Source organism: Dictyobacter halimunensis (genome assembly GCF_036245075.1).
Genome location: NZ_BSRI01000002.1, coordinates 2,721,809 through 2,747,406 on the forward strand (window position 1 = coordinate 2,721,809; position 25,598 = coordinate 2,747,406).

Below are 25,598 nucleotides of genomic sequence, written 5' to 3' on the forward strand. Positions count from 1 at the left end.
GCTACAGAACAAGAAAATCATTAGCGGTGCACCGTCCCATCTGGCATGGTGGCGCCGCGCAACGAGCGTACCTGAGAGATCTGGTCGGGGGTCAGGCCGGTAGCATCGCGCAGATTGGCGCCGGCCAGGTTGGTGTTGTGCAGATCGCAGGCATGCAGATCGGCTTTGGATAGATTGGCACCCGCCAGATTGGTAAACGTCAGGATGGCATCGCTGAGGATGGCCCCGTGCAGGTCCGATCCACTCATATTGGCGCCGACCAGGTAGGTATCGCGGATATCGATCTGCCCCAGACGGGCATTGCTGATATCGACATCCTGCAGATTAAGCACGACGCTATCATTGCTGACCAGTTTGGTTTGATAGATGAAGCGCATCAACTCCGCTTTGCGGTCTCCGTCCAGGCGGCTAAAGGTCTGTCGCGTCAAGGCGTCGGCGGCTATTTTGGCCGGGTCGGAGGCCTTGCGCTTTGTCAGCAGTTGATCGTGCACCAGCATGTCACTAATTTTGTTCATATAGTTTTGTAGAATCGTTTCGCGCTGCTGTTCGTGGGCCAGTTGTATCTGACCGTTCTGTGCTTGCTGGCTAAGCATACGAGCATTCTGAGCCTGGAACAGATTGGTAGACACAAAGCCGAGACAGAGGACAAGGATGAGCAGCAATAAAAGCCAGCGATTCCAATCTTGAGCGCCTCGCTGGCGCCTTTCCTCGGGCATGCCTGAGGGTTGTAGTGGCGGCTGTGTATCTTCTGATGTTGGTTGTTCCATCCTGACTATCTATCTTTCTGAAGTAACGTGTCGGAAACGTCCTATTGCTGATGTTTCTTTTATCATACGTCACGTATGCTATTCTGTGAAGCAAGAACAGAAATAAGTATTAAGGTCACTTTATCTGGTGCAGGAGGGCTAGCCCTCCTGCACCAGATAAAGTGACCTTAATACTTATTATGGAATCAAAAGGTTGCTAGCGCTTGAAACTCATGCTACTATTGGAAGTGAAATACGCCATGTGTGTGTTGTATGCGTCGGGCCTGCCTCAACTGAAGGTTGGGGGCGCGAATAGCATGGGGTGTGAAGATGGGTGATTTTCGATCATAGAATGGGGTGGATTGCATGGGGCCTGGTGAGATGGTCGGTCAGCGTTTAGGGCATTATCAGATTACGCGCTTAATCGGGTTGGGAGGGATGGCCACGGTATACCTGGCTCGCGATACCTATCTGAATCGCGAGGTCGCCCTCAAAGTATTTAAGTCACGCGAAGATGGGCAGGATTCGTTTTTGCGCCGTTTCGAGCGTGAAGCTCAGATTGTGGCGCAGTTGGAACATCCCAATATTTTAACGGTCTATGAGTATGGTCGCTATAATGGTATGGCCTATTTTGTGATGCCATACCTCTCTTCTGGTTCACTACGGAACTATTTGCAGCGGCAGCAGCGACTCTCACCGCGCGCGGCCCTGGATCTGCTGACCCCTATCCTGCGCGCCCTGCAGTATGCCCACGACCGTGGCTTAATCCATCGCGATATCAAGCCGGATAATATGCTGTTCAAGGCGGATCACTCGCTGGTGTTGTCGGATTTTGGCCTGGTAAAGGTGTTGTCGGACGAGGAAGACGCCGGGATGCTGGCGAGCTTCGCGACCCATACCAACAGCATCATGGGGACCCCTCAATATATGTCCCCCGAACAGATCCAGGGAAAGGCGGTCCCCGCCAGCGATATCTATAGTCTGGGCGTGGTGTTATATGAGTTGCTGACAGGTCATGTCCCCTTCATCGCTGATACAGCCATTCGGGTATTGACCATGCACCTCTATGAGCCGCCACCCTCTCTCTCTGCTTTTACCCCCGGGCTCTCAGAGGCCCTGGACGAGGTGGTATTGCGAGCCCTGGCCAAAGATGCCGCGCGGCGCTATCAGAGTCCGCTCGACTTCCTGCATGCGTTGACGCGGGTTGTGATGAGCGAAGATGGCGGCCCGGCATTTTCACCACCCTCCAGCCAGAATGCGCTCGTGTCCTCGCCCAGCCTTGAGGGGGTCTGGTTCTCCGATGCCGCCCTGGTGCCAGACCCCGAGGCCGTCGCGGAGTATCGATCGCCCGCGCGTGAGGCGCCGCAGCCGGGTCCCTGCCTATCGTCGAAGCAATCACAACTCAGCACCGCCGTGCTGCCCGCGACGATCGCGCGCTACGCGGCCAGGCAGCAACAAAGAACCACTCATGCCTCTGCTAGCATCGTGCCCGTCATTATCTTTTTAATCCTGCTGGCCTTGATTCCGCTGGGCATCCTCTGGATCTGGCCCACATTGACGAGCGGCCATGGAGGAGCCCACACGCAGCAGGGGATGAGCATAACCGCGACCGTCTCGACCGTTTCAATGCTCACAACGAACTGCCCCGCCGAGGGACGTGCCCGCCCGGCGGTGCTTACCCCTCTGATGCACGCGCCCTCCCATCAAAGCCTGATCTATCTGCAACAGCCCTCCGCTGGCGGAGATGCGGGCAGCGCTTTTATGCGTTACGACAACGCGACCGAGCGCAATATGGTGATTGACAAGTTTCCAGGAAAACATCTTGGGGCAGCCCAGCTCTCGCCCGATGGACAATGGATTTTGTTCGTAACCACCACCGCTCAGCGGAACCTGCTCCAGCTAGTACGTATTGATGGCAAATTTCTGCAGACGCTCTACTGTGTTCCACTGACAGGTACGACCGGGTCGTCAATCCAAGATATATATTGGTCTCCATATACTTACGTGGATGGCGCGCATATACTGTTTTCAATCGAAAATGGATCGCGCTTTTATCAATTATGGCTTGCCAGCGGGACCATCGCGCTAAAAATGGTGACGCCGGAGGGCTATCGGCTGATCGGCTGGCATGATGCCCAGCATCTCTACCTCCGTGATCCCCATAGCAACCTTTACCAGGCGCCGATCCTGAGCGGCCAGGCGGCGGAGGACAGAAACGACCTGCAACAGATCGCCCTGACTACCGGCACCGCCTGCGATGATTATACGATTGGGAGCGATGCCAGTGTGTACGTTAGCCATTGCGCGGGCAAGCCGGTGGATTGTCCGCAGTGTGGAACCGTTTTAAGCGGGGCCAGCAGCATCGGTCGCCTGGGAGAAGGCGCCCCTTTTTTTGTCGATCAGTTTCTGGCTGTGTCACAGATCCATAGTGTGCGGCAGCGCATTCTGGCCGTATCCCAGGCCGAACATCCTCTGCCCGCCAGGCCGAACGGCCTCTGGCTGATCGACTCCTCCGGCGAGCAGGCCCCCAGGCTGTTGTGCGCGGTCGATACGAACGAGAAGAGTATCACGCTCAACGAAGCCTCGCAGGATAGCTGGTCCAATGTTTCACGCGACGGCCTGCTGTATGCCCTTAAAAGCTCTAGTATTCATGCCCCCCTCGTTGACACCCTCTCTATTGGCAGCCTGAATAACGATCACCCCACGGTGGTCACCACGTCATCCTCCAACACCACCCTGACCGTAATCGGTTGGACCGATCGTTTATGATGGATGGGCAGAGGACAGCTTCGCATCTATCCACGCAAAAATGGCTAATGAGAGAAGGTATAATCGAATTTTAAATGCTTATATGGTAATATGCCAATGTGCGATACCATTTCTGTAGTAGTGCAACAGGGGTGCATTCGTGTATGCATGTTGGCATCTATTGCTTTGTCAAACTTCGTTTGATGGATTGTTCGCCCGCTGCGCGGGCGAGAGGGGGAGGAGTTGCCGGGGGCACAGCCCCCGATTCCCCGTAAGTGCTGGGCTTGCCCCAGCTTTGGGCTGGCCGCTTGATCATGCCCTTGGCATGCTCGCTTGCACCCCCGCTCTCCCATCAATTGAATGTTGGCGGCGTACTATGGTGCTCAGATGCCATTTTTAAGTTGGTGCGTGGAGTGCGCTTTCGCGCCTCCACGCACCAACTTAAAAAACCAGTGCGGCCGCGTATGCGGACGCCCGTGCGGGGGCGCTCATGTGCCCCAATAAGAGATAAGAAAAACCCATCCTTGATGGATAGTTACCCCTGCTGGAGGAACTTCATGGAAGAAAAAAGCGTCGGGGAGATCCTGTTGGAGATCCATCAAAGCCTTAAGCCGCTAGCGGAATTGTCTGCCGCGATTATTACGCAGGCGGAGCTACAGGCGTATACCGAAAATTTGTACAACCAACTGGTGCAGGTGGCCTATGATGGGATCAGTTATCTAAAGACATTAGAGGTAGGCCAGACCGTGACACAGGAGATGCTGGACGAAAGGGATGAGCTGCTGGCACGAGCCCACCGCTTGATACTGGACGCTCCAAACGCCCATTAAAACAGATGGGGTGGTGGTACACGAGGGACGCTCTGCAGAGCCCCCCCTCGTGTACCACCACCCCATCTGTTAAAGGGATATGGGGGTGCTGGCATTTCCATGTTGTTGTTGCCACATCCTCCGATAGAGCCCCTCTTCTTTCAGCAGGGAGGTGTGGCTGCCGCGTTCAATGACCTGACCGCGCTGCAACACCAGGATCTCATCAGCCATCTCCATTTCGACCAGGCGGTGGGTGACCATGATGGTCGTGCGCTGCTGACGTAGGGCCTTGATGGCATCCAGTACCGCGCGCTCGGTGATGGCATCCAGGTTGACGGTTGGCTCATCCAGTAGCAGGATGGGAGCGTCCTTGAGGAAGGCACGGGCGATGGCGACCCGCTGGCGCTCACCGCCGCTCAGACGCAATCCCTGCTCTCCGACCCGCGTGTCATAGCCGTCGGGCAGGCTCATCACGAAGTCATGCAGCTGGGCCTGGCGGGCGGCCGCGATCAGCTCTTCTTCGCTGGCGTCCTTGCGCGCGATCAGAATATTCTCGCGAATGCTGGTATTGAACAGGTGTGTATCCTGCTCTACCACGCTCACCTGCTTATAGAGATCATCCTGCTGGTAGTCCTGTAGTGGAAAGCCACCCACGCTGATCCTGCCTTGCTGGTAGTCCCAGAAGCGCAGCAGCAGGTGGGCCAGCGTAGACTTGCCGGAGCCGCTGGGGCCGACCACCATCAGGCATCTGCCCTGCGGTACCGTGAAGCTAACGTCTCGCAGGACCTCGGGCTCACCGGATGCGTAGCGGAAGCCCAGGTGTTCAACCCTGACCTCTTGATCGATCGGCGTAGGCGATGGAGCCACCGGATTGCTGACGGCCGGTTTGGCGTCCACGACCTCAAACAGGCGCCGCGCCGCTTCCAGGCTACCGCCAAGTTGCTGGAAGGCCGCCGGCAGCGTCATAACGCCCTCGAAGCTGGCCAGCGCGCCCAGTACCAGCACGGCCAGGAAGATGCCGTTTAATCTCCCCTGGTGGACAGAGGGAATGGCCACCAGCAGCATGGTCCAGGCCGTCAGGTTCATCAGCAGATTGCTCAGACCGCCCTGCATCCCACTGACGTAGGCCGAGGTCATCTGCAGCCTGCGTAGCTTCCCGTTCAGGGTCTGGATATATTGTGCCTGACGCTCCTCCTGACCAAAGGCCACCAGGTCGGCGATGCCCTGGACGCTATCGACAAGATGCGATTCCAGTTCCGCCTGCGTGCTGACCATCTCGCGACTGACGCGCCGTCCCAGCAGATGTGCCAGCCAGGGCACGCCGATGGCGGCGATCACATAGAAGACGATAAAGATCAGGCCAAAGACGACGCCGAAGCAGCCGAAGAAGATCCACATCAACACGCCGATGACCAGGGCGACCAGCGGGGGCGCCAGCACACGGGTATAGAAGTTTTGCAGGGTATCGATGTCTGAGACCGCGCGCCGCAGCAGGTCCCCGCTGCGCAGCTCGCTCTGCTGACCGCCTTGCTGCTCCAGCAGGTGCGCCGGTATCAACGGCTCTAAAGCGCTGTAGAACCAGACACGCAGCCGTGCCAGCAGGCGAAAGGTGGCGCGGTGCGACACCAGGCGTTCCAGGTAGCGGAATCCGCCACGGGCGATGCCAAAGAAGCGCACCCCGACGATGGCGACGTTGAGGGCCGCCACCGATGGATGCAGGGCGGCCATCGAAATGAGATAGGCTGAAGTCGTCAGCAAGCCGATCCCGCTGATGATGGTGCAAGCGCCGAGCAGGGCCGCCAGCAGCATCCAGTTTCTAATCGGCCAGGCCAGTTGGATCAGGCGGCGCAGGGTGGCGTTCATACGATTGCCTCCTCATTTTCATACGCCCTGATCAACGCCTGGTAGGCGGGCGATTGCGCCAGTAGCTCCTGGTGGGTTCCACTCGCGATCACCTGTCCATTCTCCAGCACGACGATGAGGTCCGCACTGCTGATGGTGTGCAGGCGATGGGCGATGATCAAGACAAAGTGCTCGGGGGCGACATGGTCAATGGTGCGCAGGACCCGGGCCTCGCTCTCGGCGTCCAGCGTCGATGTGGCCTCGTCCAACAGCAGAATAGGACTCCCCTTGAGCAGGGCGCGCGCCAGGCTCAGGCGCTGCAGCTGTCCCCCGCTCAGACGCGTGCCGCGCTCGCCGATCGGCGTCTCGTATCCCTGCGGCAACGACTGGATAAAGTCGTGCAGGTTGGCCATGCGCGCCACCTCGATTACCTCCTCTATGCTGGCCTCCGGCCGCCCCAGGCGAATATTGTCCGCCACCGTCGTATTGAATAGATAGGGGCGCTGCGGCTGCCAGGCCACCAACTTACGCCACGCGGTGGCGCTAAACTCGCGGATGTCGCGCTGATCGGCCTGAATGCTTCCCTCATCGGGCTCAATGAAGCGCAGCAGCAGATTGGCCAGCGTGCTCTTCCCGGCTCCACTGCGACCGACGATGGCGACCTTCTGGCCGCGCTGGATGGCGAAGGAGACGCCGCGCAGGGCCTCGTGGCGCTGCCCATCGGCATCCCGATAGGCGTAGTGCACATCGTCGATTAGCAGTGTCTGCTTGATCTTTGCCTCCTCCTGCGCGCCGGTCGTTTTCTCCGGTGTCGTCGGGGCCTCCAGGATGTCGAAGATGCGTTCGGCCCCGGCCGCGCTGTTCATGCTGGCATGGAACTGCGTGCCCAGATTACGCAGGGGCTGATAGAACTCGGGTGTCAGCAGCAGCACAAAGAAGGCCTGCTCAAAAGGAATGTTGCCGTAGAGCAGGCGCAGCCCGATCTCGACGGCGATGATGGCGTTGCTGATGGTCGCGCCCAGCTCCATCACAAACGAGGAGAGGAAAGCCACGCGCAGCACCTCCATAGTGGTATCCCCGTAGCGATCGCTGATGCGGCGGATCGTTTCCTGCTGAATCTTGTTGCGTCCGAACAGCTTGAGTGTGGTCATCCCCTGCAGCACATCCAGAAAGTGCGCGCTCAACAGACTCATCTGGCGCCAGCGGCTCTCGGTCATGGCGCTCGCCTGCAGGCCGATCAGGATCATAAATACGGGGAGGATCGGCCACGTTACCAGCAGGATAATACCCGAAAGAAGATCCGTTGAGAAGACCACAATCAGGATCGCCAGCGGAATAATCATGGTCGCGCAGACCTGTGGAAAGAACTGGTTAAAGTAGGCGTCCAGCGCTTCCACCGCTTCGGTGGTGGTATTGGCGATCTCGCCGCTGCGCTCGCCGCGCACATACATGGGTCCCAGCCTGAAGATATGCCTGAAGAGGCGCAGGCGCAGATCGCTCTTCACCGTACCAGAGACGCTATTGGTGGCGATATCATTGCCCCAGATAACCGCTGCCCGGGCCAGCAGGATCACCAGCAAGATCATCAGGGCGCCCATCACCTGGATCAGGCTCTGCCTCCGCAGGAAGACCGCGTTAATAATCGCAGCGATCGAGCGCGACTGCAGGATAATGAAAATGGCGGTAAGCAGGCTGAGCGCACCCACAATCAGCACATAGATGCGCATAGTCTTCACATATTGCAGCAAGCGTTTATTGATCTTCATAACAACCGCTCCCGATCACGGGTGCCCCCCTCGCCGTAGGTGCGCCCCTTGCGGGCGCTTGTCGCCGTAGGTGCGCCCCTTGCGGGCGCTTGTCGCGAAGCGACCCCGTACCCCGGCACCAACGTATCCTTGATATGATGAACGCCGTTCGTGATATCAAGGATACAGGGACAACGAATAAATTAGTAATGGCCGATCTTATGCGGCTGGATACGCTGCTTGAAGACCCAGTAGTTCCATCCCTGGTAGAGCAGGACGATGGGCACAATGGTTAGGGCCAGCCAGCTCATCACCGTCAGCGTGTAGGGGCTGGATGAGGCGTTGCGCACCGTCAGCGTCCAGGCCGGATTGAGGCTGGATATCATAATGTTTGGGAAGGCACTGACGCCGAGGCTGAAGGCGGCCAGCACGATCGTGACCGTGGTCATGATAAAGGCCCAGCCGCTACGATGCCGCTTCAAGAGCAGCGGGATCGCGATCAAGGCGGCCAGCATGGTGTAGCCCAGTGGCATCACCTTCGCGTCCAGCAACATGTGATGGATGACCGCCGTGTTGAAAAATCCCATCGTCACGAAGAGCAGGAACACGACCAGGGCGGGCAGCCAGATGCGTCGCGCGGCCCGTTCGGCGCGTGCCATCAGCGGTCCCTCGATGCGCAGGCTGAGGAAGATTGCTCCATGCAGAGCGAACAGCATCACCACGGCCAGTCCACACAGTAGGGCGAAGGGATTGAAGGGTGTCAGTAGCGTGCCGGCATAGTTCATATGGGCATCAATGGGCACACCATGGATCATGTTAGCCACGATCACGCCCCATAAGAAGCCGGGGAGCGCGCTCCCGACAAAGAACAGTCCATCCCACAGCGCGCGCCAGCGTGTCTGCTCGCGCATACTGCGAAACTCGATCGCCGCACCGCGCAGGATCAGGGCCAGCAGGATCAGGAACATCTCCAGGTAGAAGCCGCTAAACATCGTCGCGTACCAGTCGGGGAAGGCGGCGAAAATAGCGCCGCCCGCGGCGATCAACCACACCTCGTTACCGTCCCAGAAAGGTCCAATCGAGTTGATGATCATGCGCCGCTCGCTATCGCTCTTGCCCAGGAAGGGCAGGAGGATACCGACCCCGTAGTCAAATCCCTCCAGTACAAAGAAGCCTGTGAAGAGGATGACGATCAGCGTAATCCAGAGTACTTGTAGGTCCATAATTTTTCCTCTTCCTCTTCTTTAGTAGGCCGCAACCAGCTCTTCCGCTGGCGCTTCCTCGTGCGTCTCGACGGCGGCAATACCCTGGCGGGCGACGCGCAACATCAGCAGACCATCGATGACGGCCAGCACACCGTAGACGAGGATAAACGAGATCAACGAGAAGAGGATCACGCCCGGATTGACCGAAGGTGAGACACCATCAGCGGTCTTCAGCAGCCCGTTGACCAGCCATGGCTGGCGTCCAATCTCCGCCAGTACCCAGCCGGCAGTATTCCCTATATAGGGAAGCGCGATGGCGGCCACCAAGACGGCCAGGAACCACTTCATCTGCTCCAGCCGCTTCTTCCACATCAGGAAGAGACCAGCCGAGGACAGCAGGGCCATCAGGGTTCCTACGCCGATCATCAGGCGGAAGCTCCAGTAGGTAACGACCACCGGTGGCACATAGTTGCCAGGACCGTACTCTTTGACGTACTGTGCCTGCAGCTCTTTAATACCTTTGACCTCGCCGGTAAAGTTGTTGTACGACAGGAAGCTCAGAACATAGGGCACCTTGATCGCGACTACGTCCTTCATATCCTTCGGATCGCCGATGGTGAACAGCGAGAACGAAGCCGGACTCTCGGTATCCCACAGCGCCTCAGCGGCGGCCATTTTCATCGGCTGCTGCTGAACCACGTGCTGACCACTCAGGTGACCGGTGACCGAGACGGCAATCCCGCCGATCAGGGCCATGATCAGGCCGATGCGCATCGAGCGCTGGAAGAAATCGTGGTCCGCCGACTTCTTGATAAAGTGATATGCGCTGATACCGACTACAAAGAATGCTCCAGTGGCGATGGCCCCAAAGAACACGTGTGGGAACTGCTCCCACAGAGTTGGATTGGTCAATAGCGCGAAGAAGTTGGTCATCTCGGCGCGACCGTTGTGAACGGCATAGCCGACCGGCTGCTGCATAAAGGAGTTGGCGATAAGAATCCAGAAGGCCGACAGGTTAGAGGCCAGCACCACCAGCCAGATGGCCAGCAGATGTACCTTTTTCGACAGCCGCTCCCAGCCAAAGATCCAGACGCCCAGGAAGGTCGATTCCAGGAAGAAGGCCAGCAGCGCCTCAATCGCCAGCGGAGCCCCAAAGACATCGCCGATAAAGCGGGAATAGGTCGACCAGTTCATGCCGAACTGGAACTCCTGCACAATACCGGTGACAACCCCCAGTGCGAAGTTGATCAGGAAAAGCTTGCCCCAGAACTGGGCCATGCGTTTGTATGTTTCATTCCCGCTGCGCACATAGGCCGTTTCCATAATGGCGATGATCAAGGCCAGGCCCATCGTCAAAGGCACAAACAGGAAGTGGTAGATAATCGTGCTACCGAATTGTAAGCGTGAGAGTGTTAATGCATCCACAGATGCGCTCCTTATGGTTTAGCGGAACTATAATCGTTTCGCGGATCTCACTACGGGAGTCCAGATATGCTTCGTTGCTTTTTTTCTCTTCGTTTGGTTCAACCATAGTATGGCACTGACTGGCCTCTGTGGGCATCAGAAGTTCACCCGATTGCGAACCTGATTAATGCTGCGGGTTTTTGGGAGTATTTTGCGCAGAAAGGGCCGGAGCCATCCCCAACACCTTAGTGTATCCATTACAATAACCTTACAACCCATAGATACTGTTGACTGAACCGTAAATCTTCGTTTTTCAGAACCATATCTTTTCATCAGATTCAAGTAAATGGACCTGGGAAGTGAGGATAGAGGATATGAGGAAGAAGAGACTCCGCACCATAAATTTTCCAGTCCCTCAAAAGAAAGAAATACTTTTCTGCCTTGCCACGCCAGAAGAAAAAGCGCGGCATAACCTTTCGTGGGCTCTTGTGGTGAGGTGCTCTGTAAATCCCAAATTTGGTGAAGCAATTTCAGCACAAGTATCTGAGGGAATAGCCTTCAAATTGCCTCAGATACTTGTGCCCATTTCCTTTCATTGCATGCTGCGATTTACAAGTAGAAGGCAGACACACCTCTCGCTTGCCCCCAATCCGCGTTGCCAGAATACCCATGAGCTGTGGCGTTGTCAGCACGCGCACCGGGCCAGCCGAGTCTTCCCATCCCCTCGCGCATGGATGGGAAGAGCGGATGAGTGGGGTGAGCAGTATTCATTGACACCGATGCGGCCTCCATGCTATCATCTGGCTGATGAGTAAAAGATATCTGTTCCCCTCAGGCGGTGTGAAACCGCTTTTGACCGCGTAAGCCCGGCACTTTTGGCTTACGTGGCTGTTTGTGAATATCGCCCTCCTTACGCGCAGCGCTGATCGCGTTGGTGCAAGGATATGCGTTGTCTTCATCCTGCGATGTATCTCAGCCCCATGTTGATTGAACCGTGCCTCGGTTGCCGGGCTCCTTTTGCTTCCCTTCTTGCTGAAACAAGTCGAACGAAAGGATGTTTCATGACCAACACAGAAGTCATTCCACCACAGCCCGTTTCCCTTTGGCGCAATCGTGACTATCTTTTGCTCTGGCTCGGCAACGCCGTCTCCTCGCTCGGCACTTCATGCACACAGTTTGCGTTTCCACTGCTCATTGTGGGACTGACGCGTTCGATCGCTGCTGCCGGGCTGGCGTATAGCCTGGGACAGCTTCCCTACGTCCTGTTGAGCCTCCCCGCCGGGTCGCTGGTGGATCGCTGGCCGCGCAAACGTGTGATGCTGCTCTCTACCTTCTGCTTGATGGTGTGTGTGGTGAGCATTCCCCTGACGCTGGGCCTTTCCAGCGGACCACTGCGGCTGCTTCTCCTCTACGCCATCGCCTTTGCCCTGGGAGCCATTTCGCTTTTCTACGAGCTGGCCGGATTTGCAGCACTGGCATGGATCGTGCCAAAGAGCCAGCTCACCACAGCAGTCGCACAGAACGAGGTGATTGTTGGCTCCAGCGCGCTTGTCGGACCCGCCCTGGGGAGCTGGCTCTTTAGCATCAGCAGGCTGCTCCCGTTCGTCACCGATGCGCTTTCCTCTCTGATCTTGCTCGGCTCATTGCTCTTTATACGCTCGCCCATGCAAGATGAACGGGGGACGCAGCGTCACCACCTGCTCCAAGAAGTGCGCGAGGGGCTCAACTGGCTGCGGGAGCATGAAGTCATACGCTCGATCTTCCTGATTTCCAGCTATGTCAACCTCACCATCACAGCCAGTATGCTTCTCGTCCTGGACATTGTGCAACAGCAGCATATCCCGTCGGTGCTCTACGGCCTGATCGGAGCATGTGGCGGCGTTGGGAACCTGCTTGGTGCGGCGCTCTGCCCGCCTTTGCAGCGGCGCATACGCTTTGGCCTCGCATTGGGCTGTGCCCTGATCGTGTTCGTGGTGCTCTTCCCTCTCTATGGCTTCATCACGACGCCACTGCTGTTGGGAGCCGTCTTCGCTGCCATTGCTCTCTCCGACTCGATCCGTGCTATCTTCATGGACAGTTATCGCTTCGCTGCCGTCCCAGATGCCCTGCAAGGCCGCGTCAATGGCGTCTCTCGCCTGATCTTGTTCAGCGTCCAAACCCTCGGCTCCTTCGCAATCGGGCTGAGCCTGGAGCATCTGGGCGTGTTGCCGACCGTGGGCATTGTGTGGAGTGGCCTGCTTCTGATCACCGGATGGCTGTTTCTCTCTCGGCACATGCGGCAAGCAACATTCCCACACGAGTAAATCCCACCCAAGATTCAGCAAAGAAACAAGCTTCTGCTCCATAACTTTTCGTTTTTGCCGAATATCTTTTCGCAAGAGAGCGTTGCTGAAAGATTTGTTTGCGAGAGGCAAAGGGGACAAGGGGAAAGAAAAGAGACCCCAGTACGTGCGGGGCTTGCCCCCGCTTTGCTTCCTCGCCTCTCGAAAAAGCAGCGAGTATGATGCGATGCATCGCATGAAACCGTCCCTGGTCGCTTTGAGGGTGCTTTTCCTTTGGGGATGCAAAGAAGCGGGGGCAAGCCCCGCACGTACTGGGGTCTTTTCTCGTTTTACACAATCTTAAATTGAAGATATTGTCCCTTGCGGTCGATTTTGAGCGGGTTTATGCGGTGGTGGAGATGGGGGTGGCGGAGGTGAGGTTGATGATGTCGTTGACCTTGAGTTGGAGGTTGACGCCGCGCTGGCCGGCGCTAATGGCGATCTCGTCGAATCGGGTGGCGCTCTCGTCGATGTAGACGTCGAAAGGACGATTGAGCAGGGCCAGGGCTGAGATGCCGCCGACTTTGAGGCCGGTCAATTTCTCGGCCTGGTCGTGGCCCGCCATGCGGACCGCTTTGACGCCGATCTCATGGGCGAAATGGCGCAGATCGAGCTCGTGGTTGGCCGGTACCATCACCAGCAATGGATGGGCGTTAGGCTCACTCTCGCGCAGCACCACCAGCGTCTTAAACACCTGAGAGGGTGGTAATCCGATCCTGGAGGCCACCTCCTCGGCATTGTGAATGGTATCGGGAAACTGATGGACGATATAGGCGATTTTATGAGCATCTAGAACCCGCATTGACTGTGTGCGTACTTTTTTAGCCATCCTTACGACCCTTCTGTATTGATGGAGATATGTCGTGACCCTCCTCGCTGAACAGTATACCACGCCGCCGTAGGTGCGCCCCTTGCGGGCGCTTGCCGCGCGGCAAGCCTGGCACCTACGCTTTGTTACATTGAACGTATTGCTTGTTGCCCTGCTTAAACCGATTGTATTTATTGCTTCTCTTTCACTTATTTCAGCTTTGCTTGCCACAACACTAGGCAGAGGTATGGCTTCTCTGGTAAACTTCTTTACAATGAATACTCTGGTTTTTCGACAGACAGCCTGAAGAGGAGAACGCGTGATGATTGCACCACAGGAAGATAGGATATCGGAGGCTCTCACCCAGCCTGTTTATTCTATTGTGGCTCCAGTCTTCAATGAGGAGGAGACGCTTCCTCACTTTTATGCACGCATCGTCCAGGTGATGAAGACGCTGGATGAGCCGTTTGAACTGATCTTGATCAATGATGGTAGCAGGGATAGATCCTACAAGGTCATGCAGCAATTGCATGACCAGGACTCGCGTGTGCGCATCATTGATTTCTCGCGCAACTTTGGTCACCAGATCGCTATTTCGGCGGGCCTGGACTACGCGCAAGGAAAAGCTGTGGTCGTCATCGATTCAGACTTGCAGGATCCGCCAGAGGTGATTCTGGACCTGATCGCGCGCTGGAAAGATGGCGCCGAGGTGGTCTATGCCCAGCGAGCGTCCCGCGTGGGTGAGACCAGGTTTAAGCTGGTTACGGCCTCGCTTTTCTATCAATTGATCGATCGCATCACTTCGGTGCATATTCCTCGCAACGTGGGTGATTTTCGCCTGATGGATCGCGCCGTGGTGCTGTCCCTGATCCAGATGCGTGAGCATCATCGCTTTATGCGCGGCCTCTCCGCCTGGGTCGGCTTTCGCCAGGAGGCGGTCCTCTATCATCGCCATGAGCGTTACGCCGGCAGCACTAAGTATCCGCTGAAGAAAATGATCAGTTTTTCCCTGGATGCGATCACCAGTTTCAGCCATCTTCCTCTTCAACTGGCGACCACCTTTGGATTTGTCCTGGCGGGCATCAGCTTGCTGGGTATCCTGGTGGCCATCTTCTTACGTCTGATCACTGGAGCTATCGTCGGTCAGGCCTCAACGCTGATCCTGGTGCTGTTCCTGGGTGGCGTACAGCTGATCTTCCTGGGCATCATTGGCGAATATCTGGGTCGCATCTATGATGAGGTGCGCGCTCGCCCCCTGTACATCGTGCATCACACGCTTGGCTTCACGAAAAAAGAGCTGATCGAAGAGCGCAAGCCGTGATATTTCAAGCCTTGAAATATCAAATGGTGCCATTGATATAGCGTTGGGTGCGCTGCCAGACCAGTTTACCGACAGTATGTCCCAGGGCGCGACCGGCGATATCTCCCTGCTCAAAATGTGTACCAGCATAGAGGCGTGACCTGCCCGCTTCGCAGGCCGCCTCGCTGAAGGTTTTCCATCTAAGTGTGATCTCCGTTTGCGGGGTGGTTCCCGGCTCGATTGAGGAACCGCCCGCCCGCCGGGTGTATATGCCTCCAAAGTAGTCGCTGTGGGTAAAGAGATTGAGGATGCAGGCGGCGGCCGCGCTGAAGGCGCTATGCTCCGAGCAATATTCGGGCGAGGCAGGCGTGGGGCAGGTCGCCGGTTGGTAGGGACGCCAATCGGTCCCTTTGATCAGTCCGCTCCCCTGGTGGGGGCCGCCCCACGCCTGCACCGGGCGGTCCGCGTACAGATAGTGGATCGCCGTGAGCGGACGCTCGGCATTATAGGCTCGCTTGGTATCCCAACAAACGATGCTGGCGTCCAGCAAGGCGTTGCCCAGCACAAAGAAGAGCTTGATGGTATTATCCAGATCATAGAGATCGCGCCGTACCACATAGCGCGCGATCAAAAACCAGTGACCGGCTATCTGCTCGTGGGCGGGACCATCCTGCCAGTATTCAACGATCGTTTTTTGTCTATCATTGAGGTTGGCGCTGATATCTAGAATCTGGTTGGCCTGAGCAGCGTAGCGTGGAGTATAGATGGTGGCCGGTGGCACAGAGGGGCGCAGCAGCGAACCATGGGGAAAGGCGAACGGCCTGACACGTCCCCAATGCGGCGTGACATATCTTTGTATGGTCGTTCCCTGCCCCGTTCCCGGTATACGTAGTGGCTGCCAGGAGTTGGGATCCCTGATCTGATCCGGCGTATTTGCGGACTGGTAGCTGATATGGTCAGCATAAGCCCCCGCCTGGATGTCGTCCGGCTGATGCGCGCCGTCGTGATGCCGCATGTCCAGGATCATACGCGCCACCAGGTTGCCGAGGCCGGCGGGGGTGTTGGCATTGTGGGACTGGTCCAGCGTCGAATATCCCAACTGACCCATGAGCGCACGAAATTGTCGTTCCTGTTCTGGGAAGAGATCCTGCAGAGCCCGGTAGGCCGCGTAGCTGATGGCCGCTTCTTTATTGGTCTGGGTGTGCTCACGTTCGGGGCGACGCAACCGGCTAGCGCAGCAGGTGCTGCTCGCTTGAGCATGGTAGGCGGACCAGGCGTCATACATACAGGTATGCACGATGGCCAGGGTCCGAGCCGTGATCGTAACGGCCGGCCTGCTAACGCGAATGGCCTGCAGGAGCGCCTCATTCCAGAGAAGTGCCACCTGCGCGCCAGCCATGCCATGCGTGCTGGGTAATGTACTCACGCTATTGAGCAAAGCCATACCGCTGCGCAGGATGCTGTGGCGATCCACCATTCTTTTTCCCATCATCTACAGCTTTCTTTTACCGGCAACGGTCCCTATCCCTGTAATCAAGCCTCTCCTATCGGCCTCACCTGTATAGGGCTAGCTTCTCTTCTTACTATATATAGCGGAATAAAATCGCCGCTGTATGCTAGACTGTAAACACCAGTTTGTATGAGGTGGTGCAACGCCACGGCTGGGGCATTCGCCCCAGCCGTGGCGTTGCACCACCTCATACAAACCAATTGAGCGCCGAAGGCGCGTAGAGTCATGGCCGAAGGCGCGAAACCACGGCATTCAAGCACATTCTGAGGTAAAAATACATGAAGAATAGAGAAGGAACCTGGCGGTTCGAGTTATTAAAGCCCCTAAGGGGCCTACTGCTGGCCAATATAGCGGTCCTCTTTTTTGGGCTGGCTGGCGTGCTCGGCAAGCTCAGCAACCTTCCGGCTCCGCTGATCGTCTTTGGGCGTGCATCTCTGGCGGGCATTGTGCTCCTGCTGGCCTGCTGGTTCCAGCATAGCTCGTTGCGCCCGAAACGAGCTCGCGATGGCCTGCTCTTACTGGGACAGGGTGCGCTGCTGGCGCTGCACTGGACCGCTTTTTTTCAATCCATCAATGTCTCCAATGTCGCCATTGGCCTGCTTTCGTATTCCAGCTTTCCCCTCTTTACCGCCGCCCTGGAGCCCCTGTTGCTGCATCGACGCCCCAGCTGCGTCCAGATCATCGCGGCCATCTGCATCCTGGGCGGCATCTATCTGCTGGTGCCTTCGTTTACCCTGCAGGATACGACGACGGTCGGGGTAGCCTGGGGCGTGTTATCCGGTGCCACCTTCGCCCTGCTTTCCGTCACCAATCTCTGGCTCGGGCGTACCTATTCCAGCCTGATGATCAGTTTCTACCAGAATGGCACAGCCGCCGTCGTGCTCCTGCCCATCTTCTTTTTGATCGGACCGGGTGTCTTATGGACACCCCAGAAGCTCTTGTTGCTGCTCATGATCGGCGTGGTCTGTACCGCCCTGGCGCATACCCTCTTCATCTCCAGCATGCGTACCCTTACCGCCCAGACCGCCAGCCTGATAGCCAGTCTCGAACCGGTGTGGGGTATCATCTTTGGGATATTTCTGCTGGGATCTATTCCAACGGGGCGAACCATCCTTGGAGGCGTAATTATTTTAGCCGCGACGCTCTTACCTGGCATCGTTGCCATCATTTCATCGCCTGCCCGTAACAGAAGAAATCACCATTCAGCATAATAACTGGTTCCCATTTCTCGCTAGCCCCTGGCGTGTTATAGTAATTACACAGGTATAAATAATAAGAAGGTCATATGGGTACACAGAGTCAACCTCCCTCTATGCTGGCGAAGCGAGCAGGGTTTATCTTTTGTATCATCGGTTGTCTATTCTTTTTTTGCATGCCGTCTCAGGCACATGCTATGGTTGCGGGTGCCCAATATAGTCATAGCGATCCGACTGCTAATGCGCACCTGGCCAGTGGTGAGCCTCCGGTGGCGGTGCAGGTCTGGTTTACCGAGCGTATCGAGCCCAGATTTAGCCAGGTAGAGGTATATAATCAACAGGATAAGCGCGTCGATCGCCATGACAGTGGAGTGGGATCGGATGGGGCGTCGGTGCGTGTCTCGCTGCTAGCAGGTTTGCCCGATGGTGGTTATCGGGTGGTGTACCACAATGTTTCCCAGGCCGATGGCCACGCGGTCATGGGTAGCTTTAGCTTTGAGGTTGGCGGCAGCAAGGCTCCGACCTCCGCTAGCGGCCCGTCCAGTCAGAATCCGGGTGATGATAATGATTTTGATATCTGGGAAGTTGGCGTTCGCTGGCTAAACTATCTCGGCCTGGCGGGATTGGTGGGAGGTCTGCTGTTCTGGCTCCTGATCTGGCGTCCTGTAGTAGATGCCTCGATTGAATATGTGGGACCCGAGTCAAGGCAGGTGCGGCAGGTGATGATGCTGCGTTCATCCAGCTTCTTATTCTGGTCCTGGCTCATTGTGAGTTTCGGTTCGATCGCCTACCTTTTTTACCAGGCCAGCGTCGACAGCGGGACCATGCCCTGGGCAATTTTTGCCAACCAGACGCTGGCAAATGTGGCCTTCAAAAGCCGTTTCGGGGTGGTCTGGTTTTTCCGCCTGATCTTATTGCTGGTCGCCTTTATCATCTGGCTGGCCGGGCGGCGCGCCATTCATGAGCGCCGCTATAGGCTGAACGAGCTATGGGGACTCCTCTTGCTTGTCAGCATCGCTATCATGTGTACGACCTCTCTCATTTCCCATGCCGCCGGTCGGCAGGACCTCTGGTTTATGATCCCCTCGGACATCGTGCATATGCTGGCGGCCAGCTTCTGGGTAGGTGAATTGTTGATGGCTGGCTTTATACTACCCCTGGCCCTGCGCCAGTTTAAACCCGGTACGGCCGATCGCAGCCGTGTCTTGCTGGCCCTTATTCCGCGCTTCTCACTTTTTACCATTATCTGTATCGTGGTGCTCATAATTACCGGCACAGTAGAGGCCACTGCCCTGCTCAAGCCGTTTTCGCAGCTATGGACCAGCAGCTATGGTCAGACCCTGCTGGTCAAGCTGGGCCTCTTCATCCTATTGCTCGCCCTGGGTATCTATCACCAGTTGCGCATAGGATCGCGCTTGAGCATAGCCGGTCCCGGCCAGGGTGGACGCGTAGACGCGGCATCACTGTCCGGGGAGAAGCTCCAGCGACGTTTGCAGACCCTGCTCAGGTCGGAAGCTATCCTGGGGATCTGTCTGCTGGTGAGTGTGGGTTTTTTGACCAGCTTAAGTCCCGCGCCCGTGGTCAGCCCACCTATCTCCAGGGCGGCTGTATACAAGGGCACGGTTAGCGGCCTGCAATACACGTTGACACTCTCGCCAGCCAGGCCGGGCCGCAATTTTATTGAAGTCGGCTTGAAGGATCATTATAGCCAGCCTGTGCGCACGACCTATACGGTGAGCGTACATGCTACCATGCTGGACATCGATACAGGGGTTCAGGATATCGCCCTTCAGCCTGTGAAGGGCTCGCCGGGTCTCTATCGCACTACCAGCGCGAACTTTGTCACAGCTGGCAACTGGCAACTGACCATCACGATACATCGGTCTGGGTCAACCGACCTGAAAAATACCTTTATTATCGCGCTCGGCTATTGAGGGTATGTGTTAAAGGGTAATCAGCCCTGCTCGTTCCAGATCGCTAAGCAGTACATAGATCTCATCCAGTCTACGGGATGTCAGGCGGCCAAGCTCCTGTGGCGTGCGCCGGTTATCAACTAATAGAAATACCTGTCGATGTACGCGCGATAGCCGATGCTGTTCAAGCTTTCTCAGATTCTGCTCATTATTGCTTGAGCGCCGCTGGGGAACGCGCTGCATCGAGGTAGACGAGACGGGAGTTTGATAGGGGTCCGTCTGCTGCTGCGATACGTCCTCCCATAAAGGGAAGCCGGGATTGGTAATGGGATGGTTGATACGCCTCATTGGATCGGTGTTCCTGATAGGGATTCCTGGAGGTGGAGTCACCGTGGATGGGATGGGTGCGGCCGATTTCTCAATGTGTGGCGCATGCCTGGATGCGGGTTTAGAAGTGGGCGAGGGGCTGCTCTCCTGCTCTTTTGGCTGTTCCAGGCTATGGTCAAAGCGAAAGCGACACGAGCCCCAACCCTCCAGCCACGCCTGTATATCCTTGCCTTGATAGGGAGGGGTAGCTTGCGTCTCAATCATCTTGCCTCTTAAAAAGCGGACCACAGCTTTTTCGGGACCCTGAGGCCCATTGTGTTCGGCGAATAATGTCCCCGTCTGACGTGAAAAGGTAATCACCCGGATCACGTCGGCCAGACGATCCGTAATTGTGCCAAATTGGTCTGACATACGCAGACCCCCCTCTCATGAAGTTCATCTTCGAGACATCAGTGTGGGTATAGAGTTAATCCAGGGTGAGAAGTTGTACATAGCTTTATGGCACTGTACAACAGAGAAGAAACTATTTTTGCGCTAATGGCTTTCTCGTACAATAAAGAATAGGATACGTCAATGTTTTTGTCAAGCTGAAAATTGAACCATTACTATTAAGTACCGGTACAATGTTGTGAAAAAGTTCATCTTTGAATAGTGGCCTACCTCATTTGAGCTCAACCATTTTCGTTTTATGCTATCTACATCAAAGAAAAATATACATATGTACATGATTACTATGACTGCCTGTAAAAAAGTTTATAAAATAAATAGCCTGAATGGATTTGGGGGCGCTTATGAAAAAGATATTCTTGCTGCTGGGTATTCTGGTTGCCTGCCTGGCAACCTGGGGATCGGTGATTGTTGCCTATGCCAGCGATACGCATTCCGTCGTGTTGACGCCAACGCCGACCGTACAGCCAACGGCGACTGTAAAAGTTATTAATGATAAGCCAGCTACACCCGCGCCAGAAGTAGTACAGAGCGTCATCTTCCAGGGAAGCTCTACGAAGCCTGAGATCGCCTTGACCTTTGATGATGGCCCCAATCCTGTCTTCACCGGTCCGATCCTGAACATTTTGAGCAGCAACCATGTCCACGCGACCTTTTTCTGCGTCGGTGAAAACGCGCGCGACTATCCAGAGATGGTGGCCCGGGAAAATAGCGAGGGCCATGTCGTCGGCAACCATACATGGACTCATCCGGATCTCACCAAAGCCTCTGACGACACAATTGAGAAAGAGTTGACGGATACCAGCAGTGTTATTCAGAGCGATAGTGGCGTCTCGCCCGTTCTCTTCCGGCCACCCTATGGAGCAATCAATACGGCAGTCAAGACCCAGGCTCAGCAGTTGCACCTGACGCCTGTGCTATGGAACATCGATACGCAGGACTGGAGCCTTCCGGGTACAGACGCAATCGTACGCTCGGTGCTCGACCATGCCGGCAACGGCGACATTGTATTGATGCACGATGGTGGCGGCGATCGCTCGCAGACCGTGGCGGCCCTGCCGCAGATTATCGCTGGCCTGCATCAGCGAGGCTTCACCCTGGTGACTGTATCACAGCTTATCAATGATATGAGGTAGCTGTGATATCCATTCCGCTTCCCCCTCCCTGACTGGCCGGATCACGTGATCCGGCCAGTTTTATTGCGCGGCACCGCTCCAATGTTGAGGATATCGTAGCGACGATGGTAACTTCGTTTTGCTATCCCCCTTTGCCGCATCCAGCTGAGATTGAATGAGGAAGATGCACCCACTGAGGTCGGCACCCCGCAGGTCTGCATCCCTGAGATCGGCACCTGTGAGATCGGCCAGCTGCAGATTGGCATTTCGCAGATCGGCCCCGATGAGCAATGTTCCCCTGAGATTAGCGCCCCTGAGGTCAGCACCTTTGAGTCGCGCTCCGACGAGATCAGCACCCCTATGCTCTTTCTTCTTGCCGCGTACACCCGCGCGCGCAAGTTCGCTGGCGCGTACGAGCAAAATATTGATAGTCTGCCGATGAGCGGCTATGTCCAGAGCCAGGAGCTCTTCTGGACTATAGTGGGTGAGGCTTTTGATCTCTGCCTGGGCGTGGCGAAGGTCTGCATAAAGTGGTTCGGCTGCAGGCAATGTCAATGCCGTGGTCACATACCAGAGCAGCTCATGCAGGTCTCGCATGACCGGGAAGACCGCGAACATCTGCTGCGCGGTCTGTGGGGAATCGCGCCAGTCGTGTCCGCTGAATGTAAGTTGAGAGACCCTTTGTCCCGCGCCAAAGCAGTCGTAAACGGTGCAGCCCCGGAAGCCCCGCTGCCTGAGGGTTGTATGCATGTCGCAGCGAAAGTCTGATTGTAGATGGGGGCAAGCATGTCCTGCACCTTTATTGATGGCGAAATCGGCCGATGCGGCAAAGGCCGGAACAACGCAGCACAGCGCAAAGCACTGCTGACAGTTGGCTCGCAGCGTCAAAAGCTCTCTTTCAGCATTATGGGTAGTCTCTACGCGTTCTCCTGGTTCAGACAATATAGGTAGTTCCCTTCCAATAGACGGCATTTCCCAGCGGGTGCAGTCCGTAGTAGATAATTGTATTCCAATATCGGATGCAGTAGAAGTATAGCAGATGTGCTAATGTCCGCCCAGAGCTGGATCTACCCCGTGTTGTCCTTCTGAGTACGTGTTTATCCGTGATAAAGATAGAAGGACTTCGAATGGTATGTACAATATCCCGTGAATGATGGGAGGAATTCATTATGAACCGTCAATCAACTCCGGGTGCACAGATGCGCGCCATTACCATCTCGCGCGAATATGGGAGTGGAGGCGGCGAAATTGCTCGCCGCGTAGCCCAAAAACTACAATGGCAATTGATTGATCATGAATTTGTGGTTCGCATTGCTCATATGTTAGGTGTTAGTGAATATGAAGTTGAGCAGCAGGATGAGTATTCGCAGGGTACCATAGCGCGTATCCTATCCAGCATGCGTTCAATCGATCCCGCTTTGCTGGTAGATACGAGTAACATGAATACGTCGGAAGAAGGATACCACCAGGCGCTGGTCAGCGTGGTGCAGGCGGTAGCGCGCGAAGGCCACGTGGTTATTGTTGGCAGGGGATCGCAGAAGATCCTGGAACGTATCCGCGATGTGCTGCATGTGCGTATTATCGCGCCACTTGAGCAACGTATCGCCTATGTGGTGCAGCGAGAAGGTCTGAACCGTGATCTGGCACGTGATCGTGTCTTACAGAAGGATCGCCATCGCGAACGCTATCTGCAGGCCCATTACCGCGCCAATAGCAGCGATGCCCATCTCTACGATCTGGTCCTGAACACCGGCGTTATCGACCTGGATAGCACGGTTGACCTGATCTGTCTGGCCCTGGAGCGGAAAGCCAATCGCCTTTCTATCCCCGAAGAGGAACTGGGACCAGGAGCCGGCTTCGGCAAATATCCTGGTCAACCACTGGACTTTCGCACCCCTCCCAAATAATCCCGCCTGAAGAGCGTGTGACAAGTTCTGAAAAAAGCAGAGGGCCCTGGCAACAGCCAGGGCCCTCTGTTGCCGGACTGGGAGACAGCAGCGGCCTCCCGCCGTGTGATATAGTGATCAGGTACAAGATTGTCCGGTGATGAAATATTACCGATGATACCCCTCTTCAGGAAAAATAATGCGAGATTCCATCCAGATCAGACCAGCACAGCCAGACGACGCCGAGGTAGCAGCGCTCCTGCTCTCCTCGGCGTATACACATACACAGCTCGACTATCCTCTGCCAGAAGAACATGCGGACGGGTGGATTGAGCGCTTACAGAACTACTTCCGCCAGGAAGGCAATCGTTTTAGCTATCAAAACATCCAGGTTGCCGAACTGGACGGGAAGATAGTTGGACTGGTTTTGAGCTTTGGTGGCCGCGATGAGGCGCGGCTCAACGCCGCCGTCGGTCCCTGGCTTGAACAGGAGTCTGAAGAGGATGAATGGTATGTCGATGGACTCGCGGTATTCAAAGACTGGAGCCGCCGAGGGATCGGCACGCGCCTGCTGCACGTCGCGGAACAACTGGCACGTCAGCATCACTATTCTAAGGTCTCGCTGAATGCTGAGCAAGAGAATGAGCCGGCGTTAAACCTGTACACGCAACAGCACTATGTTGGTACCCGGAAAACCGTCCTCTATCAACGTCACTATATACGCATGATAAAAATACTGGGGGAGTAGACATCCCCGACTCAATCAAAGGGGCGCATGATGCGTCTGATCGTTGAACCTTACCTCAATCAAAGCACGCAATGGCCAGCCAGTGGTCGTCACATCCTGGCCCAATATGATGAGGAATCTGTTATTATCTACCAGGCATACAGGCCTGGGATAGGGCATTTCGCTGCTCGTCATGGCTACTTTGGCGGTGACTTCTTGCTCTCACGCATGAGTTGGATCAAGCCCGGCTTTTTATGGATGATGTATCGTAGCCAGTGGTCCAGTTCCCCCGATCAAGAGGTGGTGCTCGCCATCCGTATCCGGCGCTCGGCCTTTGACGAGATCCTCTCGCAAGCGGTTCATTCTAGCTATATTGAAGAAGTCTATAAAAGTAGCGCTGCATGGAAACAGACCCTGGCGGCTTCAGCTGTGCGCTTACAGTGGGACCCCGATCATGACCCCAAAGGCAACAAGCTTGAGCGACGAGCTCTCCAATTGGGGCTACGTGGAGAGGTACTCGCTAAATATAGTAGAGAATGGATTATAGATATCGAAGATATCTCAGAATTTGCTCATCAACAGTACCAGCATGTCCGGGCCAATGACTACCCCTCTTTAATCATCCCACTTGAAAAAGTTTATCCCGTTCACGACTCACAGGTAGCCGCACACCTCGGCATCAGCACAGTTTAATCTGATCGATACCTCTGAAAGGGGCACCAGCACAACGTTCTCATGTGTTGATTCTGGATATGGTGTCTCCGTTTCCACCATCTGTGCCTGCTATTCTAGATCAAATGCAGTTAATAACTTCAATTTAAGTGATAAATCTTTATGCTAATAGCGTTATATAGATGCACGCTTACAACACTCTGTATATTTACTGTGACTATTTCAGGGTGTGCGTGTTGAAATCAACGAGTTTGATTTTATCAATATTACGTTTGCGAAAGTTGGTATGAGCATGTATCACAACACTGATGACCTTCAGGATAGTTTTTATGGACAAGATATTATGTCCAGTCAATCCATTCGGTCGTCGTATTCTGGCCCGTTTAATACTTCTACATCTCCAATCCTAACGAAAGGTACACCGAATCGGTATAGAAAGCCCAAAATAACAACAATTTGGGGAATCGCTTGTGGAATTCTTGTAATCTTTATGTTATGTTCCTGCGCGAATACAGATGGTACCTCAACTGCAAGTGTGACTCAAACCAGTAAAGTTACAACTACCGCAACTCATACAGTGTTGAAGCCTACAGCAACAACTCAGCCAAAGCCGACGCCCACACCACGACCGACGCCCACACCACGACCGACACCCACGCCACGGCCTACTCCAACGCCGATCCCGCCTACTCCAACACCGAAGCCTGTGCCTACCCAGGCACCAGCACCGCAGCCGACGCAACCACCGGCACCGCAGCCGACGCAGCCGCCGGTTGTGACAGGTGTCAATGGCAATCCATGGGGATACGACTTCAATCCTGGCAACGTCATATACAGTCCCCCTGCTAACTTCTGCCTCTACTTTTCCTGTATAGAA

Annotated in this window: 20 protein-coding genes; 10 read left to right on the top strand and 10 right to left on the bottom strand. The window is 55.6% G+C overall.

All coding sequences use genetic code 11. The annotated features are described in order from the left end of the window. Positions 1-20 precede the first annotated feature (20 nt). Positions 21-767 carry a pentapeptide repeat-containing protein gene (locus AABA21_RS25365; protein WP_338254532.1) on the bottom strand — a complete coding sequence of 249 codons (747 nt, stop codon included), beginning with the start codon at positions 765-767 and terminating at the stop codon, positions 21-23. 345 nt (positions 768-1,112) lie between these two features. Between AABA21_RS25365 and AABA21_RS25370 the strand changes: the two genes are divergently transcribed. Together AABA21_RS25370 and AABA21_RS25375 are read left to right on the top strand one after the other, a co-directional pair. After that, entirely contained in the window at positions 1,113-3,515 is a 2,403-nt protein-coding gene (locus tag AABA21_RS25370; RefSeq protein WP_338254533.1) for a serine/threonine protein kinase, read from the top strand. 536 nt (positions 3,516-4,051) lie between these two features. Then, complete coding sequence (locus AABA21_RS25375) at positions 4,052-4,324, top strand: hypothetical protein (protein WP_338254534.1); 273 nt, start codon at positions 4,052-4,054, stop codon at positions 4,322-4,324. Positions 4,325-4,393: 69 nt separating this feature from the next. On the opposite strand, the gene cydC is transcribed toward AABA21_RS25375, so the two are convergent. From cydC to AABA21_RS25395, 4 genes are all read right to left on the bottom strand, one after another. Beyond that, positions 4,394-6,166 carry a thiol reductant ABC exporter subunit CydC gene (cydC, locus tag AABA21_RS25380; RefSeq protein WP_338254536.1) on the bottom strand — a complete coding sequence of 591 codons (1,773 nt, stop codon included), beginning with the start codon at positions 6,164-6,166 and terminating at the stop codon, positions 4,394-4,396. Then, the gene (gene cydD, locus AABA21_RS25385; protein WP_338254537.1) at positions 6,163-7,911 is read right to left on the bottom strand and encodes a thiol reductant ABC exporter subunit CydD; all 1,749 of its coding nucleotides are present in this window, start codon (positions 7,909-7,911) and stop codon (positions 6,163-6,165) included. Before cydD ends, cydC begins: the two co-directional genes overlap by 4 nt. A gap of 182 nt (positions 7,912-8,093) precedes the next feature. Then, the gene (gene cydB / locus AABA21_RS25390) at positions 8,094-9,113 is read right to left on the bottom strand and encodes a cytochrome d ubiquinol oxidase subunit II (RefSeq protein WP_338254538.1); all 1,020 of its coding nucleotides are present in this window, start codon (positions 9,111-9,113) and stop codon (positions 8,094-8,096) included. A gap of 21 nt (positions 9,114-9,134) precedes the next feature. Beyond that, the gene (locus tag AABA21_RS25395; RefSeq protein ID WP_338254540.1) at positions 9,135-10,520 is read right to left on the bottom strand and encodes a cytochrome ubiquinol oxidase subunit I; all 1,386 of its coding nucleotides are present in this window, start codon (positions 10,518-10,520) and stop codon (positions 9,135-9,137) included. A 1,040-nt stretch (positions 10,521-11,560) separates the two neighbouring features. On the opposite strand from AABA21_RS25395, the gene AABA21_RS25400 reads away from it, so the two are divergent. After that, positions 11,561-12,802 (top strand): MFS transporter, encoded by a 1,242-nt coding sequence (locus tag AABA21_RS25400; protein ID WP_338254541.1) that lies wholly within the window; start codon positions 11,561-11,563, stop codon positions 12,800-12,802. Between the two features lie 361 nt (positions 12,803-13,163). Here the strand turns inward: AABA21_RS25400 and AABA21_RS25405 are convergent, their stop codons facing one another. After that, positions 13,164-13,649: a YbaK/EbsC family protein gene (locus AABA21_RS25405; RefSeq protein WP_338254542.1), complete on the bottom strand. Its 486-nt coding sequence runs from the start codon at positions 13,647-13,649 to the stop codon at positions 13,164-13,166. Positions 13,650-13,950: 301 nt separating this feature from the next. Here AABA21_RS25405 and AABA21_RS25410 point away from each other — a divergent pair, with 301 nt between their 5' ends. Then, the gene (locus AABA21_RS25410) at positions 13,951-14,949 is read left to right on the top strand and encodes a glycosyltransferase family 2 protein (protein WP_338254545.1); all 999 of its coding nucleotides are present in this window, start codon (positions 13,951-13,953) and stop codon (positions 14,947-14,949) included. 19 nt (positions 14,950-14,968) lie between these two features. Here AABA21_RS25410 and AABA21_RS25415 read toward each other — a convergent pair whose 3' ends face one another. After that, the gene (locus AABA21_RS25415) at positions 14,969-16,420 is read right to left on the bottom strand and encodes a vanadium-dependent haloperoxidase (RefSeq protein WP_338254546.1); all 1,452 of its coding nucleotides are present in this window, start codon (positions 16,418-16,420) and stop codon (positions 14,969-14,971) included. A gap of 296 nt (positions 16,421-16,716) precedes the next feature. Between AABA21_RS25415 and AABA21_RS25420 the strand changes: the two genes are divergently transcribed. Together AABA21_RS25420 and AABA21_RS25425 are read left to right on the top strand one after the other, a co-directional pair. Beyond that, positions 16,717-17,649, top strand: a complete 933-nt coding sequence (locus AABA21_RS25420; RefSeq protein WP_338254547.1) for a DMT family transporter — start codon at positions 16,717-16,719, stop codon at positions 17,647-17,649. Positions 17,650-17,723: 74 nt separating this feature from the next. After that, complete coding sequence (locus tag AABA21_RS25425) at positions 17,724-19,568, top strand: CopD family protein (protein ID WP_338254549.1); 1,845 nt, start codon at positions 17,724-17,726, stop codon at positions 19,566-19,568. A gap of 9 nt (positions 19,569-19,577) precedes the next feature. Here the strand turns inward: AABA21_RS25425 and AABA21_RS25430 are convergent, their stop codons facing one another. Further along, the gene (locus AABA21_RS25430; RefSeq protein ID WP_338254551.1) at positions 19,578-20,285 is read right to left on the bottom strand and encodes a hypothetical protein; all 708 of its coding nucleotides are present in this window, start codon (positions 20,283-20,285) and stop codon (positions 19,578-19,580) included. A gap of 380 nt (positions 20,286-20,665) precedes the next feature. Between AABA21_RS25430 and AABA21_RS25435 the strand changes: the two genes are divergently transcribed. After that, positions 20,666-21,457 (top strand): polysaccharide deacetylase family protein, encoded by a 792-nt coding sequence (locus AABA21_RS25435; protein WP_338254553.1) that lies wholly within the window; start codon positions 20,666-20,668, stop codon positions 21,455-21,457. A gap of 60 nt (positions 21,458-21,517) precedes the next feature. On the opposite strand, the gene AABA21_RS25440 is transcribed toward AABA21_RS25435, so the two are convergent. Next, a complete protein-coding gene (locus AABA21_RS25440) occupies positions 21,518-22,378 on the bottom strand; it encodes a pentapeptide repeat-containing protein (RefSeq protein ID WP_338254554.1) in 861 nt (286 codons plus the stop codon). A gap of 227 nt (positions 22,379-22,605) precedes the next feature. Here AABA21_RS25440 and AABA21_RS25445 point away from each other — a divergent pair, with 227 nt between their 5' ends. From AABA21_RS25445 to AABA21_RS25455, 3 genes are all read left to right on the top strand, one after another. Beyond that, on the top strand, positions 22,606-23,343 hold the full coding sequence (locus tag AABA21_RS25445; protein ID WP_338254556.1) for a cytidylate kinase-like family protein: 738 nt from the start codon (positions 22,606-22,608) through the stop codon (positions 23,341-23,343). Positions 23,344-23,521: 178 nt separating this feature from the next. Further along, a complete protein-coding gene (locus tag AABA21_RS25450; protein WP_338254557.1) occupies positions 23,522-24,070 on the top strand; it encodes a GNAT family N-acetyltransferase in 549 nt (182 codons plus the stop codon). A 30-nt stretch (positions 24,071-24,100) separates the two neighbouring features. Then, a complete protein-coding gene (locus AABA21_RS25455) occupies positions 24,101-24,742 on the top strand; it encodes a DUF4291 domain-containing protein (protein ID WP_420917218.1) in 642 nt (213 codons plus the stop codon). Between the two features lie 579 nt (positions 24,743-25,321). On the opposite strand, the gene AABA21_RS25460 is transcribed toward AABA21_RS25455, so the two are convergent. Then, positions 25,322-25,552 carry a hypothetical protein gene (locus tag AABA21_RS25460; RefSeq protein WP_338254560.1) on the bottom strand — a complete coding sequence of 77 codons (231 nt, stop codon included), beginning with the start codon at positions 25,550-25,552 and terminating at the stop codon, positions 25,322-25,324. Positions 25,553-25,598: the final 46 nt, after the last annotated feature.

Coding starts and splice junctions, on each gene's coding strand:
- AABA21_RS25365 (WP_338254532.1), bottom strand. CDS start 767: ATGGAACAACCAACATCAGAAGATACACAGCCGCCACTACAACCCTCA.
- AABA21_RS25370 (WP_338254533.1), top strand. CDS start 1,113: ATGGGGCCTGGTGAGATGGTCGGTCAGCGTTTAGGGCATTATCAGATT.
- AABA21_RS25375 (WP_338254534.1), top strand. CDS start 4,052: ATGGAAGAAAAAAGCGTCGGGGAGATCCTGTTGGAGATCCATCAAAGC.
- cydC (WP_338254536.1), bottom strand. CDS start 6,166: ATGAACGCCACCCTGCGCCGCCTGATCCAACTGGCCTGGCCGATTAGA.
- cydD (WP_338254537.1), bottom strand. CDS start 7,911: ATGAAGATCAATAAACGCTTGCTGCAATATGTGAAGACTATGCGCATC.
- cydB (WP_338254538.1), bottom strand. CDS start 9,113: ATGGACCTACAAGTACTCTGGATTACGCTGATCGTCATCCTCTTCACA.
- AABA21_RS25400 (WP_338254541.1), top strand. CDS start 11,561: ATGACCAACACAGAAGTCATTCCACCACAGCCCGTTTCCCTTTGGCGC.
- AABA21_RS25405 (WP_338254542.1), bottom strand. CDS start 13,649: ATGGCTAAAAAAGTACGCACACAGTCAATGCGGGTTCTAGATGCTCAT.
- AABA21_RS25410 (WP_338254545.1), top strand. CDS start 13,951: ATGATTGCACCACAGGAAGATAGGATATCGGAGGCTCTCACCCAGCCT.
- AABA21_RS25415 (WP_338254546.1), bottom strand. CDS start 16,420: ATGATGGGAAAAAGAATGGTGGATCGCCACAGCATCCTGCGCAGCGGT.
- AABA21_RS25420 (WP_338254547.1), top strand. CDS start 16,717: ATGAAGAATAGAGAAGGAACCTGGCGGTTCGAGTTATTAAAGCCCCTA.
- AABA21_RS25425 (WP_338254549.1), top strand. CDS start 17,724: ATGGGTACACAGAGTCAACCTCCCTCTATGCTGGCGAAGCGAGCAGGG.
- AABA21_RS25430 (WP_338254551.1), bottom strand. CDS start 20,285: ATGTCAGACCAATTTGGCACAATTACGGATCGTCTGGCCGACGTGATC.
- AABA21_RS25435 (WP_338254553.1), top strand. CDS start 20,666: ATGAAAAAGATATTCTTGCTGCTGGGTATTCTGGTTGCCTGCCTGGCA.
- AABA21_RS25445 (WP_338254556.1), top strand. CDS start 22,606: ATGAACCGTCAATCAACTCCGGGTGCACAGATGCGCGCCATTACCATC.
- AABA21_RS25450 (WP_338254557.1), top strand. CDS start 23,522: ATGCGAGATTCCATCCAGATCAGACCAGCACAGCCAGACGACGCCGAG.
- AABA21_RS25455 (WP_420917218.1), top strand. CDS start 24,101: ATGCGTCTGATCGTTGAACCTTACCTCAATCAAAGCACGCAATGGCCA.
- AABA21_RS25460 (WP_338254560.1), bottom strand. CDS start 25,552: ATGACGTTGCCAGGATTGAAGTCGTATCCCCATGGATTGCCATTGACA.